The organism is Pseudomonas soli (assembly GCF_900110655.1).
GTDB classification, from domain to species: domain Bacteria; phylum Pseudomonadota; class Gammaproteobacteria; order Pseudomonadales; family Pseudomonadaceae; genus Aquipseudomonas; species Aquipseudomonas soli.
This window is the reverse complement of the sequence record NZ_FOEQ01000008.1, coordinates 73159-89793: the sequence shown is the minus strand read 5'-3', so window position 1 is coordinate 89793 and position 16635 is coordinate 73159. Positions and strand designations below refer to the sequence as shown.

The window sequence follows — 16635 nt, the reverse complement described above, 5'->3', positions numbered from 1 at the left end:
ATTCAACGCATGGCACTGGCAATTTTCGATCTGGACGAAACCCTCATCCACGGCGACTGCGCGTCGTTGTGGAGCAAGCAGATGGCCCGACTGGGCTGGGTCGATGGCAAGAGTTTCCTCAAGCGCGACCATGAACTGATGGAAGCCTACGGCAAAGGCCACCTGCAGATGGAGGACTACATGGCCTTCAGCCTGGAGCCGATCGCCGGGCGCACCCTGGAAGAGGTGGAGCACCTGGTCGAGCCCTGGGTCGAGGATGTGATCGAGCCGATCATCTACGGTGATGCGTGCCGCTGCATCGCCGAGCACCGCCAGCGTGGCGACAGGGTCCTGATCATCTCGGCCAGCGGTGCTCACCTGGTCGGCCCGATCGCCGCGCGCCTGGGCGTGGACGAATACCTGGCCATCGAACTGGAAGCGGTCAACGGCGTGTTCACCGGCAAGACCCACGGCGTGCTCACCTACCGCGAAGGCAAGATCACCCGCCTGCTGGAGTGGCTCGACCAGGAACAGGAAAACCTCGAGGGCGCGAGCTTCTATTCCGACTCGCGCAACGACCTGCCGCTGTTGCTGAAGGTGGATCACCCCCATGTGGTCAACCCGGACCCGGTGCTGCGCGAGCACGCGCAAACCAACGGCTGGCCCATTCTGAGCTGGTCTTGAGTATGATCGGGGGCAGCTGAACAGAACAACAAGGATTGCCCCATGCGTGCCCTCGCCGCCCTCAGCCGCTTCGTCGGCAACACCTTCGCCCTGTGGGTGCTGGTGTTCGCCTGCCTGGCCTTCCTTCAGCCGCAGTGGTTCGTCGCCCTCAAGGTCGCCATCGTGCCGCTGCTGGGCCTGGTGATGTTCGGCATGGGCCTGACCCTCAAGCTCGACGACTTCGCCGCCGTCGCCCGCCAGCCTTGGCGGGTGGCGCTGGGGGTCATGGCGCATTTCGTGATCATGCCCGGGGTGGCCTGGCTGTTGTGCCAGCTGTTCCATCTGCCGCCGGAAATCGCCGTGGGCGTGATCCTGGTCGGCTGCTGCCCGAGCGGCACGGCGTCGAACGTCATGGTGTGGCTGTCCAGGGGCGACCTGGCACTGGCAGTGGCGATCGCCGCGGTGACCACCCTGCTCGCCCCGCTGCTCACCCCGGCGCTGATCTGGTTCCTCGCCTCGGCGTGGCTGCCGGTCTCGTTCATGGACATGTTCTGGTCGATCCTGCAGTTGGTGATGCTGCCGATCGTGCTCGGCGTGCTCGCCCAGCGCCTGCTCGGCGCCCGGGTGCACTTGGCGGTGCAGGTGCTGCCGCTGGTATCGGTGGTAAGCATCGTGATGATCGTCTGCGCGGTGGTGGCGGTCAGCCAGGCGAAGATCGCCGAATCGGGGCTGCTGATCATGGCGGTGGTGGTGCTGCACAACAGCTTCGGCTTCCTGCTGGGCTACCTGACCGGCAAGCTGTGCAAGCTGCCGCTGGCCCAGCGCAAGGCGCTGGCACTGGAGGTGGGCATGCAGAACTCCGGATTGGGCGCGGCCCTGGCGTCGGCGCACTTCTCACCCCTGGCCGCGGTGCCCAGTGCGCTGTTCAGCGTATGGCACAACATCTCCGGGGCTTTGCTGTCGACGTGGTTCCGGCGGATGAAGGAGCCTGCGCCCGAGGTTGAGAACATCGTATCTGCCAGAAATTGATGTTGCCTGACCCGGCCTCATCGCAGGCCTGCCGGCTCCCACACCGACCGCATGAAGCCAGCCATGCGCTAACCCTGTGGGAGCCGGCTTGCCGGCGATGAGGCAACCACCGATCCTTGAAACTTGCCCCAGCCTCGGCAAATGGGCACTATAGTGCGCACTGTGAGGACGGCCTCACGACGCTGTGCGTGAACATACCGGGGACGGCCCCATCTTTGATAACGATGGAGACTCACCATGTCCTGGATCATCCTGTTCTTCGCCGGCCTGTTCGAAGTCGGCTGGGCTGTCGGCCTCAAGTACACCGACGGCTTCACCCGCCCCCTGCCCACCGTGCTGACGGTCGGCGCCATGGTCATCAGCCTCGGCCTGCTGGGCCTGGCCATGAAGGAGCTGCCGCTGGGCACCGCCTATGCCATCTGGACCGGCGTCGGCGCGGTCGGCACGGTGATCGCCGGGATCATCCTGTTCGGTGAATCCATGGCGCTGATCCGCCTGGCCAGTGTCGCCCTGATCATCACCGGCCTGGTCGGCCTGAAGGTCAGCGCCAGCTGACCTTCCTCCGTTACCCCTAGCGAACGTCGCCGCGCAGCAGGCTCACCTGCTCGCGCAGCGCCTCGGGCTGCGCCGCCTCCACCGGGATGGCGGCGCCGGCCACCAGGGTCACCCGCGACCACAGGCGCTTGAAGAAGCCTTTGTTCGGGTCACGGCTGAAGAAGCTGCCCCACAACCCCTGCAACGCCAACGGGATCACCGGCACCGGCGTCTCCTGCAGGATGCGGTTCACGCCGCCCTTGAACACATCGATCTCGCCATCCGCGCTCAGCTTGCCCTCAGGGAAGATGCACACCAGCTCGCCATCGGCCAGGTACCGGGCGATGCGGGCGAAGGCGCGCTCGTAGGTGGCCTCGTCCTCGCCGCGCCCGGCAATGGGGATGGCGCCCGCGGTGCGGAACACGAAATTGAGCACCGGCAGGTTGTAGATCTTGTAGTACATGACAAACCGGATCGGCCGGCGGATCGCGCCGCCGATCAGCAGCGCATCGACGAACGACACATGGTTGCATACCAGCAACGCCGCGCCTTCGTCGGGAATGCGCTGCAGTTCGCGGTGCTCGACCCGGTACATCGAGTGGCTGAGCAGCCAGATCAAGAAGCGCATGGTGAATTCCGGCACGATGCGGAAGATGTAGGCATTGACCGCGATGTTTAGCAGCGACACCACCAGGAACAGCTGCGGGATGCTCAGCTTGGCCAGGCTCAACAGGACGATGGTGATGATCGCCGACACTACCATGAACAGCGCGTTGAGAATGTTGTTGGCGGCGATCACCCGGGCCCGCTCGCCTTCCGCGGTGCGCGCCTGGATCAGCGCGTACAGCGGCACGATGTAGAAGCCACCGAAAATACCCAGGCCGACAATCGATAGCATGATCCACCAGGCCTGGCTCATGGCCAGCAAGGTCAGCCAGTCATGGGGCACGGCACCGACCGGGACATCCCCCGAGTGCCACCACCAGAGCAGGCCGAACAGGGTCAGGCCGAACGAGCCGAACGGCACCAGGCCGATCTCCACCTTGCGCCCGCTCAAGCGCTCGCACAGCAGCGACCCGACGGCGATGCCTACCGAGAACAGGGTCAGCACCAGGGTGACCACGGTCTCGTCGCCGTGCAGCCAGTCCTTGGCGTAGGCCGGGATCTGCGTGAGGTAGATCGCGCCGACGAACCAGAACCACGAGTTGCCAACGATCGAGCGCGATACTGCCGGGGTCTGGCCCAGGCCCAGGCGCAAGGTCAGCCAGGACTGCTTGAAGATGTTCCAGTCCAGCTTCATCTGCGGCGCGGCAGCAGCGGCGCGGGGGATCCAGCGGCTGGCCAGGTAGCCCAGCACCGCGGTGCCCACCACCCCGGTGGCGGCCAGCACCGCGTACTGGTTGGAGGACATCAGCATACCGGCGCCGATGGTGCCGGCCAGGATCGCCAGGAAGGTGCCCATTTCCACCAGGCCGTTGCCGCCCACCAGTTCCTCCTCACGCAGGGCCTGGGGCAGGATCGAGTATTTCACCGGGCCGAACAGCGCCGAGTGGGTGCCCATGGCGAACAGCGCCACCAGCATCAGTTCCAGATGATGGGTGACGAAACCGGTCGCGCCGATGGCCATGATGACGATCTCGGCCAGCTTGATCGCACGGATCAGGCGGTCCTTGGCGAACTTCTCGCCGAACTGCCCGGCCAGCGCCGAGAACAGGAAGAACGGCAGGATGAACAGCAAGGCGCACAGGTTGACCCAGATCGAGCGGTCGCCTTCCAGGCTCAGCTTGTAGAGGATCGCCAGGATCAGCGACTGCTTGAACAGGTTGTCGTTGAAGGCACCCAGCGACTGGGTGATGAAGAACGGCAGGAAGCGCCGCTTGCCGAGCAGGGTGAATTGCGAGGGGTGACTCATCGTCCTTGTACCTGGTTGGGCTTTGTCATTGGAGGCACGCTCAGCGCCCGAAGCCACAAATCTGCACGGGAATGCACGATAAAGGCAAGCCCGTTGCCTAGCCTGGTCGCTAGTAGCGGCCAGCTCCTGATCGAACTGCATCGCCAGCTTGAGACGCCCAACCTGGAGTTCTCGCAGAACGGGCATCTGTGCCTGAGCTGCAACGACAACCCGCTTGGCTTCAAGCTGACTTGCGAGCTGACCCGCACGAGCGATTTCCGCTTGCTGATCGAGCACGGCGTGCACCTGCCGCAGCTCACCGTATTGCTCGACGCCGTGCACACACTGGCCGAGCAGCACGACGACAATTTCAATCTACCTACCCCGGTACAGATCCAGACGGAGCACTGACATGGACCTTTTCGCCCTTATCCTGCTGGCCGTACTGATCGGCGTACCGCTGATCGTCATCAGCCTGTACAACGGCATCGTCGGTAACCATAACCGCGTCAAACGCGCCTGGGCCGATGTGCTGACTTATGAGCGGCAGAAGACCAAGGTCCTCGATGCGCTGCAGGAGCAGGCTGGTCTGTACCGCGATCATGAGCAAAGCGTGCTGGCCGGGATCACCCGCCTGCGCAGCGCCATTGCCGAACTGCCTGTGGAAGCGAACGGCAAGATCCTGGCCAAAGCCGAGGGCGCCACCCGTTCGTTGCTCGGTGGGCTGCGCGTGGCCTTCGAGGCCTACCCCGAGCTCAAGGCCTCGGAGCTGATGAACAACCTCATGCGTGAAATTGCCGAGCAGCAAGAGAACGTCGGCGCGGCCATCGTGATTTTCAACGGCGAGGTGGAGCGCTTCAACAACAGCATCCAGATGTTCCCAGGGTCGCTGGTCAACAGCGTGATGAACAAGCATTCGGCCGTCACCCCATTCACCGATGACCAAGCCACCAGCGCCTTCGACTACACCCCTAACCTGTGAAGCCGCTCAGCGCTGGGCAATGCACGGCGACACGAACAGCTCGCCGCGCCAGGCCCCGCGCAAGGTTCGGCTGGCCACCAGCGCCCAGAGTATGGCCAAGGCCACCACCAGCACCTGGCCGAATACGCTGAAGAAACTCAACTGCAGCCAGCCCGCCAACTTCAGCGTGGCCAGGCAGTACACGCCAAGCGGGAAGGTGAACCCCCACCAGCCCAGGTTGAACGGCATGCCCTGGCGCATGTAGCGCAGGGTGATCAGCACCGCCGTCAGCAACCACCACAACCCGGCGCCCCACAGCACGATCCCGGCCACCAGCCCCAGCCCACGCGCCACCTCACCGAGACTGCCCAGGCCATTGGCGGCGAACACCGCTGGCGCATCGCCACCGAGCACCAGCATGCCCAGCGCGCCGGTACCGATCGGGCCCAGCGCCAGCCAGCTGGAGGCGGCCATGTTGGCCGGCGGCAGCTTGTGCAGGGCCATGCGCAACATGAGGATGGTGAGGATGCTGAACGCCACCGGCAGCGAAACCGCCCACATCACATAGCTGGTGATGACCACCAGGAACTGCCGGTGCGCATCCACCAGGTGCGGCGCCAGCAACCCGCCACTGGCGGCGGCGACCTCCGCTGCCACCACCGGCAGCAGCCACACCGCGGTCATCTGGTCGATGCTGTGCTCCTGGCGGGTGAACATCAGGTAGGGAATTGCCACGCCGCATAGCAGCGCCAGGCCCACGTCCAGCCACCAAAGCATTTCAACCCACGGCACCACGCCCTCGCCCCAGCGCGCCAAGCCGAATACCAGGGCACCGTTGAGGATGGTGGCCAGGCCCATGGGGATGGTGCCGAAGAACATCGACACGGTGGAGTGCGCGAAAATCCGCCGCGCCTCATCGAAGAACATTACCCAGCGGGCGCCGTACAGGATACAGAACAGGGTAAACAGGCCGATGGTCAGCCACCACAGGCCCTCGGCCACGCTGTCCAACCCCGGCATCTGGACCTGATGGAAGGCCAGGGCCAGCACGCCGGTACCCATGGTCGCGGCGAACCAGTTGGGGGTGAACTGGCGGATCACTTCGCGGGGGTGGGCCAACTGGCTGAACGGGCGCCAGGAAGGCGCGCGGGTCTGGGTGCATGGCATAAGCTGTCTCCTGCCCTTGTGTAAGGTATGAATATCTTATGCCTGGAAAGAATATCTATATAACGGGTAATTTCTCTATCTGTTATCGATTTCAAAGATATAGCAGCCCGGCCCGCACTTGACATATGCTTGACCGTTGACAATGACAAGGATCAGTCGATGCTACGCGCCCTCAAAGGCTACCCCGCTGCGGTTCGCCTGCTATTGTTCACCACCTTCACCTTGACCATGGCCCGGGCCATCACCCTGCCCTATCTGGTGGTGTACCTGTCAACGCACCTGGGCCTGTCGGTCGGCCAGACCGGCCTGCTGGTCGGCGGCGCGATGCTCCTGGCCTCCATGCTCAGCCTCTATGGCGGACACCTGGTCGACACCCTGCACAGTCATACCCTGATCGTCGCCTGCACCCTGGTGTTCGCCGTGGCCTTCCTCGGCATCGTGGCCAGCACTTCGGCTGCACTGTTCTTCTGCTTCCTGGTGATCGCCTACCTGGCCCAGACCGTGGTGGACATTGCCGCCAAGGCCGGGTTCTGTGCCTTGCTGCCGGAGAACCAACGCGGCGAAGTGTTCGCCATCAAGTACACCTTCAACAACATCGCCTGGGCTGCGGGGCCGATGCTGGGGGTGCTGCTGATCGAGGCGGACGACCACCTGCCGTTCGTGGTTTCGGCCCTGATCGGCCTCAGCCTGAGCCTGGTCTATTACCGCCTTGGCGAACGCAACTTGCTGAGCCTGCGCGAGGAAAGGCCGGCAGCGGGCTTCACCCAGGTCGCCCTGGGCATGCTGCGCGACCGGCGCCTGGTGTGCTTCACTTTGGGCGGCGTGCTCAGTGCAGTGGTGTTCGGCCAGTTCACCGCCTACCTTTCGCAATACCTGGTAGTGACCCTGAACGATCCCGCCGAGGTGGCGCGTCTGGCCGGCTACCTGGTCACCACCAATGCCCTGGCAGTAATCGGCCTGCAGTACCTGATCGGCCGACGCATCACCCGTCAGCACCTGATGCCCTGGCTGATGGCAGGCATGGCCATGTTCGTTGCCGGATTGCTAGGGTTCTCGGTGGCCGCTTCGGCGCCGGCATGGTGCCTGGCCATGCTGGTATTCACCCTGGGCGAGATCATCGTGATTCCGGCCGAATTCATGTTCATCGACCTGATCGCGCCGGAGCATCTGCGCGGGGTTTATTATGGCGCGCAGAACCTCTCCAACCTCGGCGCTGGGCTCGGGCCGATCCTGGTAGGGCTGGCACTGGGGCATGTGGTGCCGGTGACGGTGTTCTGCCTGTTGATCGGGTCGGTGCTACTGGCGGCGGTGTTCTACTGGATGGGCACACGCAGGGCCCGCCAGGCTTAGTTGGCAATACTGGCCCATCGCGGGGCCTGCGACGTCCTGCCACTGCGACCATCGTCGGCGCTGACGAACCGCGCCCTGCGTGCCAGACTGATTGATCGGGACCGCGTTTTCTTTTTTGCTCCGGAGTTTGCATGTCGTTGTCCAGCGGGCTGATCGCCGTGGTCGCCCTGGCCTATATGGCCATCATGTTCGCCATCGCCTTTTACGGCGACCGCCGCAGCACACCGTTGCCGCCGCGTCTGCGCGCCTGGGTGTACAGTCTGTCGCTGGCCGTCTACTGCACCAGCTGGACCTTCTTCGGCGCGGTCGGCCAGGCCGCCGAGCAGCTCTGGGCGTTCCTGCCCATCTACCTGGGCCCGGTGCTGCTGCTGATCTTCGCGCCTTGGGTACTGCAGAAGATGGTGCTGATCAGCAAGCAGCAGAACATCACCTCGATCGCCGACTTCATCGCTGCCCGCTACGGCAAGTCGCAGAGCCTCGCGGTGGTGGTGGCGCTGATCTGCCTGGTTGGCGTCCTGCCGTACATCGCCCTGCAGCTCAAGGGCATCGTGCTGGGGGTGAACCTGCTGATCGGCGCCAACGCCGACGCCACCGGCAGCCGGGTGCAGGACACCGCACTGGTGGTATCGCTGGTGCTGGCGCTGTTCGCCATCGTCTTCGGCACCCGCAGCCTGGACGTCACCGAGCACCACCGCGGCATGGTCCTGGCAATCGCCTTCGAATCGCTGGTCAAGCTGCTGGCCTTCCTTGCCGTGGGCGCCTTCGTGGTGTTCAACCTGTACGACGGCTTCGACGACCTGTTCACCCAAGCCCGGCAATCCGTGCACCTGAACGACTACTGGGAAGAAACCATCAACTGGCCGTCGATGGTGGTGCAGACCGCCGTGGCGATGATGGCGATCATCTGCCTGCCGCGGCAGTTCCACGTCACCGTGGTGGAGAACATCGAGCCACAGGACATGCGCCTGGCGCGCTGGGTGTTCCCGCTATACCTGGCCCTGGCAGCGCTGTTCGTGGTGCCCATCGCCCTGGCCGGGCAGATGCTGCTGCCGGGCACGGTGATCTCCGACTCCTTCGTGATCAGCCTGCCGCTGGCCGAGGCGCACCCGAGCCTGGCCCTGCTGGCGTTCATCGGCGGCGCCTCGGCGGCCACCGGCATGGTCATCGTCGAGGCCGTGGCGTTGTCGACCATGGTCTCCAACGACATGCTGCTGCCCTGGTTGCTACGGCGCAACAACGCCGAACGGCCATTCGAGGTATTCCGCCACTGGATGCTCTCGGTGCGCCGGGTGACCATCGTGGTGATCCTGCTGCTGGCCTATGTCAGCTACCGCCTGCTCGGCTCCACCGCGAGCCTGGCGACCATTGGCCAGATCGCCTTCGCCGCAGTCACCCAGCTCACTCCGGCCATGCTCGGCGCGCTGTACTGGAAGCAGGCCAACCGCCGCGGCGTATTCGCAGGACTGGCCGCCGGCATCTTCCTGTGGTTCTACACCCTGGTCCTGCCAATCGCCGCCCACAGCCTGGGCTGGCCACTGCAAGTGTTCCCGGGCCTGGCCTGGCTGCACGGCAACCCACTCAACCTGCCGATAACCCCGCTCACCCAGGGCGTGGTGCTGTCACTGGCGGGCAACTTCACCCTGTTCGTCTGGGTTTCGATCCTGTCGCGCACGCGGGTCTCCGAGCACTGGCAAGCCGGACGCTTCATCGGCCAGCAGACCAATGCCCGCCCCTCCAGCAAACCCTTGCTGGCAGTGCAGATCGACGACCTGCTCAAGCTCGCCGCGCGATTCGTCGGCGAAGAGCGCGCGCGGCAAAGCTTCATCCGCTTCGCCTACCGTCAGGGCAAGGGCTTCAACCCGAACCAGAACGCCGACGGCGACTGGATCGAGCACACCGAACGACTGCTGGCCGGCGTTCTCGGCACTTCCTCGACCCGGGCGGTGGTCAAGGCCGCCATCGAAGGCCGCGACATGCAGCTCGAGGACGTGGTGCGCATCGCCGACGAAGCCAGCGAAGTGCTGCAGTTCAACCGTGCGCTGCTGCAGGGGGCCATCGAGAACATCAACCAGGGCATCAGCGTGGTCGACCAGAACCTGCACCTGGTGGCCTGGAACCGCCGGTACCTCGAACTGTTCAACTACCCCGACGGGCTGATCAGCGTCGGCCGACCGATCGCCGACATCATCCGCTACAACGCCGAACGCGGCCTGTGCGGCCCGGGCGAGGCACAGGTGCACGTGGCGCGGCGCCTGCACTGGATGCGCCAGGGCCGTGCCCACTCTTCCGAGCGGCTGTTCCCCAATGGCCGGGTGATCGAGCTGATCGGCAACCCTATGCCCGGCGGCGGCTTTGTCATGAGCTTCACCGACATCACCCCGTTCCGCGAAGCCGAGCAGGCCCTGCGCGACTCCAACGAAGGGCTGGAACAGCGGGTCGCCGAGCGTACTCATGAGCTGTCACAGCTGAACCAAGCCTTGACCGAGGCCAAGAGCCGCGCCGAGGCGGTCAGCCAATCCAAGACCCGCTTCCTTGCCGCGGTCAGCCACGACCTGATGCAACCGCTCAACGCCGCCCGGCTGTTCTCCGCCGCCCTGTCGCAGCAGGCCGAAGGCATGAACGACGAAGCCCGGCAACTGGTGCAGCACATGGACAGTTCGCTGCGCTCCGCCGAAGAGCTGATCAGCGACCTGCTCGACATCTCGCGCCTGGAGAACGGCAAGGTCACCCCCGACATCAAGCCTTTCGCCCTCCATGAGCTGTTCGACACCCTTGGCGCCGAGTTCAAGGTGCTGGCCGCCGAGAAGGGCCTGGAGTTTCGCCTGCGTGGCAGCCGCCTGCAGGTCGACAGCGACATGAAACTGCTGCGCCGGGTGCTGCAGAACTTCCTCACCAATGCCCTGCGCTACGGCAAGGGTCCGATCCTGCTCGGCGCCAGACGCAAGGGCGAACGTCTTTGGCTTGAAGTGTGGGACCGCGGGCCCGGCATCGCCGACGACAAGCTGGCGGTGATCTTCCAGGAGTTCAAGCGCCTGGACAGCCACCAGACCCGCGCCGAGAAAGGCCTGGGGCTGGGCCTGGCGATCGCCGATGGTTTGTGCCGGGTGCTCGGGCACGCGCTGGAGGTACGTTCCTGGCCGGGCAAGGGCAGCGTGTTCCGCGTCAGCGTGCCCATCGCCCGCAGCCCCGCGCCCGCGACGCCCGCCCCCGTGGAACAGGCCGGCCAGCCGCTGGCCGGGCTGCAGGTGCTGTGCGTGGACAACGAAGACAGCATCCTCATCGGCATGAATAGCCTGCTCAGCCGCTGGGGCTGCCAGGTGTGGACCGCGCGCAACCAGGCCGAATGCGAGGCCCTGCTCGGCAAGGGCCTGCGCCCGCACCTGGCGTTGGTGGACTACCACCTGGATGACGGCGAGACCGGTACCGGTCTGATGGGTTGGCTACGGGCGCGCCTGGGCGAGCCAGTGCCCGGTGTCGTGATCAGCGCCGACGGACGCAACGAGACCATCGCCCTGGTCCATGCCGCAGGCCTGGACTACCTGGCCAAGCCGGTCAAGCCGGCAGCGCTGCGCGCCCTGCTCAATCGGCATCTGAGCCTGGTTCAGTAAGGACCTCGTCGCTCAGGGCGCGCTCGACCAGCTCGGCCGGCAGGCTCTTGCTGGCCCGTGCGCCGAGCAGCTTGAGCTGCTCACTGCGGCTGACCAGGTTGCCGCGCCCCTCGCACAGCTTGTTGCGTGCCGCGGCATAGGCCTTGTCGACCTGGGCCAGGCGGGCGCCGAGCTCGTCCAGGTCCTGGATGAACAGCACGAACTTGTCATACAGCCAGCCGGCGCGCTCGGCGATCTCGCGGGCGTTCTGGCCCTGGCGTTCCTGTTTCCACAGGCTGTCGATCACCCTCAGTGTGGCCAGCAAGGTGGTCGGGCTGACAATCACGATCTGCCGGTCGAAGGCCTCCTGGAACAGGTTGGGCTCAGCCTGCAGCGCCGCCGAGAACGCCGCCTCGATGGGCACGAACAACAGCACGAAATCGAGGCTGTGCAGGCCCTCCAGGCGGTTGTAGTCCTTGCTCGACAAACCCTTGACGTGATTGCGCAGCGACTGCACGTGCTGCTTGAGCGCAGCCTCGTCGTTGTTGCCGACAAACTGCTGGTAGGCCGTGAGGCTGACCTTGGCATCGACCACCACCTGCTTGTCGCCCGGCAGCATGATCAGCACGTCGGGCTGGAACCGCTCGCCGTCGGCGCTCTTGAGGCTGACCTGGGTCTGGTACTCGCGGCCCTTCTCCAGCCCCGCGTGCTCCAGCACCCGCTCCAGGATCAGCTCGCCCCAGTTGCCCTGGGTCTTCTGGCCCTTGAGTGCCTGGGTAAGGTTGGTGGCTTCGTCGGACAGGCGCAGGTTGAGCTGTTGCAGACGCTCAAGCTCCTTGCCCAGGGAGAACCGCTCGCGGGCTTCCTGCTGGTAGCTTTCCTCGACACGCTTCTCGAACGCCTGAATGCGCTCCTTGAGCGGGTCAAGCAATTGGCCCAGGTGCTGCTGGCTGGTCTGGGCGAAGCGTTGTTCGCGCTCATCGAAGATTCTAGTGGCCAGGTCGGCGAACTGGGCACGCAAGGTGTCGCGGGCTTGCTGCAAGTCTTCCAGGCGTTGCTGGTGGCTTTCCTGCTGCTCGCGCAACTCGGCCTCCAGCCGTGCGGCCTGCGCCTCCAGGCGGCGCAGCTCGGCCTCACGGTTGGCGCGCTCGAGGTGCCAGGCGTGGGCGGCATCGCGGCTGTTGTCGCGGTCGATCTGCAGCAACTCCAGCTCACGCCCCTGGGCGGCCAGCTGGGTCTGCTTGATGGTGTTGGCCTCGCTGAGGTCGCTGATCTCGTCACGGCTGGCCTCCAGCTGCGCCTGCAGGCCAGCCTGGGCCAGTTGCGCGGCGGCAAGGCGCTCTGCAAGCAGTGCTTGCTCGGCCTTGCGCGCACCCTGGCCGCGCTGTACCTGCATGACCCAGCCCAGGCAAGGCACGGCACCTGCCACCAAGCCCAGCAGAATGCTGGTCAGATCCACTGTCATGCCTACCCCGATCGAACACTGATTGATGCTGCGCAGCTTATCAGGCTGCTGGCGCGGTTGCCTGTGCAGCCCTGTCGCGGGCAAGCCCGCGCCTGTTCAGGCGGGGAACCACTGACGCAACAGCCGCCGCGCCTCCTGCGAACCCTGCCCCGCCGCCAGCTCCAACCAGTAACGGGCCTGTTCAGGCTCCTGGGCCTGGCACAACCGGCCAAACTCCAGCTGTGCCCGACGGTCACCGGCACGGGCCGCCTGACGCAACAGCTCATGACCGATACGCCGGTCGCGGGCATTGCCGCAATCCCGGCAAAGCATCTGCCCCAGGCGGCTTTGCGCCACCACCACGCCCTGGCGCGCCGGTTGCTTGAGCATGCGCCCGGCCAGGTGCTTGACGCTGGGCTTGTCGCCCAGGCGCGGGCTGTCGAGCAGCCACAGGGCCACTTTCAGGGAAAAGCGCTTGGGGGACGGCAGCGCTGGAGAGGCATCAGGACTGGCGAAGTGTTTACCGCGAAGCTTCATGACCAACAGCAAGGGTGACTCGAGAGGCGCGCCACTCTACTCGATTTTTTGCAAACTGGCCTGGGCGACTTTCGGCTGATCGACATTTTTTTCGATGATTTTTTCTTGACGTTTTCACGGTGAAAATGCCCATGCCAGACCGCGCCACCAATTGTCGGACAATCGATGAAACAGCTGGCACGCCCGTCCTAGAGCAAGCGCCCGGGACAATCCACAGAACCTGTGGATAAGTCGGTGGACAACCCCTGAAGGCAGCCCGCAAACCCCTGTGAAATGGGGCTTTCAGTCAAACTGTCGATTTTTTCACCAGCAAAAATTAGTGTTTTTTTTCATTGACTTAAGCCCGCAGTCAAGTCATTGGCGAGCCTTCCACAGGATGTTGCAAGTGCGTTACAAGTCTCCGGGCGAGTGTGTACAAGTGCACCATCAAACGGCACGACTGCGCCCGAAAACGGCACATCCAGGCGATTGCCGGGGCATTTACCCCTCTTCACAGCAGGTGCAATAGGCGACATAATGTTCGGCTCCCCGCAATAAAAAAAAGCTTGCCAACCCTTGTATGTTCGCGTAGGGTTGCGCCCTGTTAGTACCCAGCTGAAGTCATTCTGGCCACTTAGTCCCTACAGCCCGGCGCTCAAGACGAGCAGGCGCTGCCCCATCGGGACCGGCCCATTCGATGATTCACTCGGCAGACCCTGCCCAGCACGAATCACGTTTTCAGATTGATCAGGATCTTCCCCGGCGCCCAGAACCCTGGTGTCGGTGTGCTGCCTGCCTTCTGTCGTACCTACCAGTCAGCCCAGCGCCACTTATTGCATGCGCCCCTCTGGCTGCCCTGTTCCAGTCAGGTTCTGCGTCTCCTTAATAAAGACGTCACTGGAACGTTTCTATTGTGCACGGATCACATACCGTGTCTTATGCAGGAACATCCAACAATATGAGTAACCATCAACAAATCCAGGCTGCCTTTGGCACCCTTTCCCAGGCCTTCGCTCCACTCAAGTGCCTTATCGTTGCCCCACGCAAGGGCAGCTTCAGCTTCACCCTGGTCGACGAATACGGTGTGGCTTGCCACAGCGAGCGTCTCTATCCGGACCAATACAACCGGGCCGAGCCGCTGCAGGCCGTGATCGAGCGTGCGCGCCAATCGTTGACCGCATGAATGAATGGCAGGTGATTCACCCCATGAATACACCCTGCACGCGCCAGCCTGAAGGTAATTGGCTTAATCGCCAGCGGGCATATGCTCCACGCCTTCTGGCCGCAATCGATTTAAAAACAGCCCTTTACACCACAGTTATCACACTACACTTCAACTCGAGCGGCACCTGCCGCTTCCGGCGGGCCTGACCACTCACCAGCTGCCAAGCTCCAGCGCCCGTCGGCCCTTTTCGTAAGAGGCCATCATGGGCATCGCTGCGAACGAGTTGAGTCGATACGTGATCCGACCGACCCTGATCTACCTGGGCCGCCACTGCGACAGCGCAGAAGCGTTGTTACTGGGCGTTGCCGCAAGCCAGTCGGGGCTGGGCGCTGCCCTGCATGACCGACGCGGCCATGGGCTTTACCGGATCGGTGAGAATCGTCACAGTTGTTTGTGGGACGAATACCTGGCCCGCGACCCCGAACTGGCCAGCCTGGTCCGCGGTCTGGCCAGTCAGCACGCCTTTCTCGGTGGCCCCCACCTCGAACTCACCGTCAACCTGCGCTACGCCACCGCCATCGCCTGGATGCTCATAGAAGAGCAGGCCACGCCGCTTCCAGCCGCCGACGATTTACTGGGCCTGGCGCGGATCTGGCGGCAGACCTTCCACCCCCAGGGGCGCCTGCGGGATTTCACCCACGCCTGGCACCAGTGCATCGAGCCGATGCTTACCCACGCCTCCTGAACAGCCACGTCCTACAACCGGAATAAACGGAATTTTGGTCGGATTGTCCTACAAAACCGCTCTATTTCCTGCGTTCTAGCCTATAGCGCAGCGCGGCATTTGTTGGTAGCGTTTCGCCCCGGAGATCCCAAGGAGTTTCTAATAATGAAAAAAGTTATGCTCAAAACCTCTCTCGGCGTTGCCGTTGCCCTCGCTTCCAGCCAATTGCTCGCCAGCGGCTTTGCCCTGAACGAACAGAGCATCAGCGGCATGGGGACAGGTTTTGCGGGTCGTTCTTCTTCTGCCGAAGATGCCAGCACCGTGTATGGCAACCCGGCGGGCATGTCCCGCCTGAAGCGCGATCAAATGACCGTCGGTGGTGCCGCGGTCATCGCCAAATCCGATATTTCCGGACGCGGCAGCAACAAAGGGGGGGAAATGGACGGCGACATGGTGCCTCTGGTCGGCGTGCCGATGGGTTACTACGTCAAGTCCATCGATGATCACTGGAGCGTCGGTTTCGGCGTCTACGTGCCATTCGGCCTGGTCACCGACTACGGCAGCGACGATGCTGCGCGCTACTGGGGCAAGAAAAGCCATGTTCAGGTCGTGACCTTCCAGCCGACCGTGAGCTATGCGTTCAACGACAAGGTCTCGATCGGTTTCGGCCCGACCATCAACCGCATCGAGGGTGAACTGGGCTCGAACCTGGCCAGTATCTCGCCGCTGCGTCCGGCCGACGGCGAAGTGAAGATCAAGGGTGACGACACCGCGGTTGGCTACAACATCGGTATCCTGGTCCAGGCCACCGACCGCACCCGCGTCGGCCTGACCTACCACTCGATGGTCGACTACAAGCTCGAAGGCAAGACCAAGGTCAGCTACCCGCTGCTGGGACTGGACGGCAACAAGTTCGATGCCACCCTGAAGATCAAGACCCCCGAGTCGGTGGACTTCTCGGTCACCCACGAGCTTGACGACCAGTGGACCTTGTACGCAGGCAGCACCTGGACCCGTTGGAGCCGCCTGGAGAACATCACGGTCAACAACGAAGTGCCGGCAGGCCCTGCCGGGCAGTTCGCGACCATCAACGAAGAGCAGAACTGGCACGACACCTGGGCTCACGCCATTGGTGCCTCGTACAAGGTGAACAAGGAATGGGTCCTGCGGACCGGTTTCTCGGTTGACCAGTCGCCGACCAACAACACCAACCGTTCGCCGCGCATCCCCACGGGCGATCGCAAGATCTTCAGCATCGGTGCCGGTTGGAGCCCGTCCGACGACATGACCATCGACGTGGCCTACTCCTACCTGTGGGAAGAGGACACCAAGGTCAACAACCAGCCGCACAGCCCGACCGAAGCCGGCCTCAAAGGCAGCTACCAGGCCAAGTACGAAAACAGTGCCCACGGCATTGGTGCTTCGCTGACCTACCGCTTCTGAGTGTCACCCGCTGCATGAAGAAACCGCCCTCGTGGCGGTTTTTTCATGCCTGCACGGGCCATTATTTGCCCAAATCCATTTGCATGAACTTCACCTCGCACCGCAACGAGCGTGCGGTGACGCAGTAAAGTCGTCACCCGGGCCCTGGACTTCGGACGAATCCTTCGATTATGACTGTCTCC

The 16635-nt window shown here is 63.8% G+C and carries 14 protein-coding genes; 10 read left to right on the top strand and 4 right to left on the bottom strand.

Annotated elements, in window-relative coordinates; genetic code table 11:
- Window positions 1-9 precede the first annotated feature (9 nt).
- From BMY03_RS17950 to sugE, 3 genes are all read left to right on the top strand, one after another.
- Window positions 10-663: an HAD family hydrolase gene (locus BMY03_RS17950; RefSeq protein WP_094011828.1), complete on the top strand. Its 654-nt coding sequence runs from the start codon at window positions 10-12 to the stop codon at window positions 661-663.
- A gap of 42 nt (window positions 664-705) precedes the next feature.
- Window positions 706-1671: a bile acid:sodium symporter family protein gene (locus BMY03_RS17945; RefSeq protein WP_094011827.1), complete on the top strand. Its 966-nt coding sequence runs from the start codon at window positions 706-708 to the stop codon at window positions 1669-1671.
- Window positions 1672-1908: 237 nt separating this feature from the next.
- On the top strand, window positions 1909-2226 hold the full coding sequence (sugE, locus tag BMY03_RS17940) for a quaternary ammonium compound efflux SMR transporter SugE (RefSeq protein WP_023631604.1): 318 nt from the start codon (window positions 1909-1911) through the stop codon (window positions 2224-2226).
- Window positions 2227-2242: 16 nt separating this feature from the next.
- Here the strand turns inward: sugE and BMY03_RS17935 are convergent, their stop codons facing one another.
- On the bottom strand, window positions 2243-4117 hold the full coding sequence (locus tag BMY03_RS17935; protein WP_094011826.1) for an MFS transporter: 1875 nt from the start codon (window positions 4115-4117) through the stop codon (window positions 2243-2245).
- 93 nt (window positions 4118-4210) lie between these two features.
- On the opposite strand from BMY03_RS17935, the gene BMY03_RS17930 reads away from it, so the two are divergent.
- Window positions 4211-4507, top strand: coding sequence for a hypothetical protein (locus BMY03_RS17930; RefSeq protein ID WP_094011825.1), 297 nt, complete (start codon window positions 4211-4213; stop codon window positions 4505-4507).
- A gap of 1 nt (window position 4508) precedes the next feature.
- A complete protein-coding gene (locus BMY03_RS17925) occupies window positions 4509-5078 on the top strand; it encodes a LemA family protein (protein ID WP_094011824.1) in 570 nt (189 codons plus the stop codon).
- 6 nt (window positions 5079-5084) lie between these two features.
- On the opposite strand, the gene BMY03_RS17920 is transcribed toward BMY03_RS17925, so the two are convergent.
- Window positions 5085-6224, bottom strand: coding sequence for a TDT family transporter (locus BMY03_RS17920; protein ID WP_094011823.1), 1140 nt, complete (start codon window positions 6222-6224; stop codon window positions 5085-5087).
- Window positions 6225-6383: 159 nt separating this feature from the next.
- Here BMY03_RS17920 and BMY03_RS17915 point away from each other — a divergent pair, with 159 nt between their 5' ends.
- Together BMY03_RS17915 and BMY03_RS17910 are read left to right on the top strand one after the other, a co-directional pair.
- Window positions 6384-7574 carry an MFS transporter gene (locus BMY03_RS17915; protein WP_094011822.1) on the top strand — a complete coding sequence of 397 codons (1191 nt, stop codon included), beginning with the start codon at window positions 6384-6386 and terminating at the stop codon, window positions 7572-7574.
- 131 nt (window positions 7575-7705) lie between these two features.
- Window positions 7706-11182: a hybrid sensor histidine kinase/response regulator gene (locus BMY03_RS17910; RefSeq protein WP_094011821.1), complete on the top strand. Its 3477-nt coding sequence runs from the start codon at window positions 7706-7708 to the stop codon at window positions 11180-11182.
- Here the strand turns inward: BMY03_RS17910 and BMY03_RS17905 are convergent.
- The gene (locus tag BMY03_RS17905) at window positions 11154-12512 is read right to left on the bottom strand and encodes a DNA recombination protein RmuC (RefSeq protein WP_177182929.1); all 1359 of its coding nucleotides are present in this window, start codon (window positions 12510-12512) and stop codon (window positions 11154-11156) included. The two genes, BMY03_RS17910 and BMY03_RS17905, sit on opposite strands and share 29 nt — an antisense overlap.
- A 210-nt stretch (window positions 12513-12722) precedes the next feature.
- On the bottom strand, window positions 12723-13142 hold the full coding sequence (locus BMY03_RS17900) for a tetratricopeptide repeat protein (protein ID WP_038707589.1): 420 nt from the start codon (window positions 13140-13142) through the stop codon (window positions 12723-12725).
- Between the two features lie 937 nt (window positions 13143-14079).
- On the opposite strand from BMY03_RS17900, the gene BMY03_RS17895 reads away from it, so the two are divergent.
- The 3 genes from BMY03_RS17895 to BMY03_RS17885 all read left to right on the top strand — a co-directional run bounded on the left by BMY03_RS17895 (window position 14080) and on the right by BMY03_RS17885 (window position 16453).
- A complete protein-coding gene (locus BMY03_RS17895) occupies window positions 14080-14304 on the top strand; it encodes a hypothetical protein (RefSeq protein ID WP_023632427.1) in 225 nt (74 codons plus the stop codon).
- Between the two features lie 244 nt (window positions 14305-14548).
- Window positions 14549-15031, top strand: a complete 483-nt coding sequence (locus BMY03_RS17890) for a hypothetical protein (protein WP_094011820.1) — start codon at window positions 14549-14551, stop codon at window positions 15029-15031.
- 144 nt (window positions 15032-15175) lie between these two features.
- Window positions 15176-16453: an OmpP1/FadL family transporter gene (locus BMY03_RS17885; RefSeq protein WP_046854555.1), complete on the top strand. Its 1278-nt coding sequence runs from the start codon at window positions 15176-15178 to the stop codon at window positions 16451-16453.
- Window positions 16454-16635: the final 182 nt, after the last annotated feature.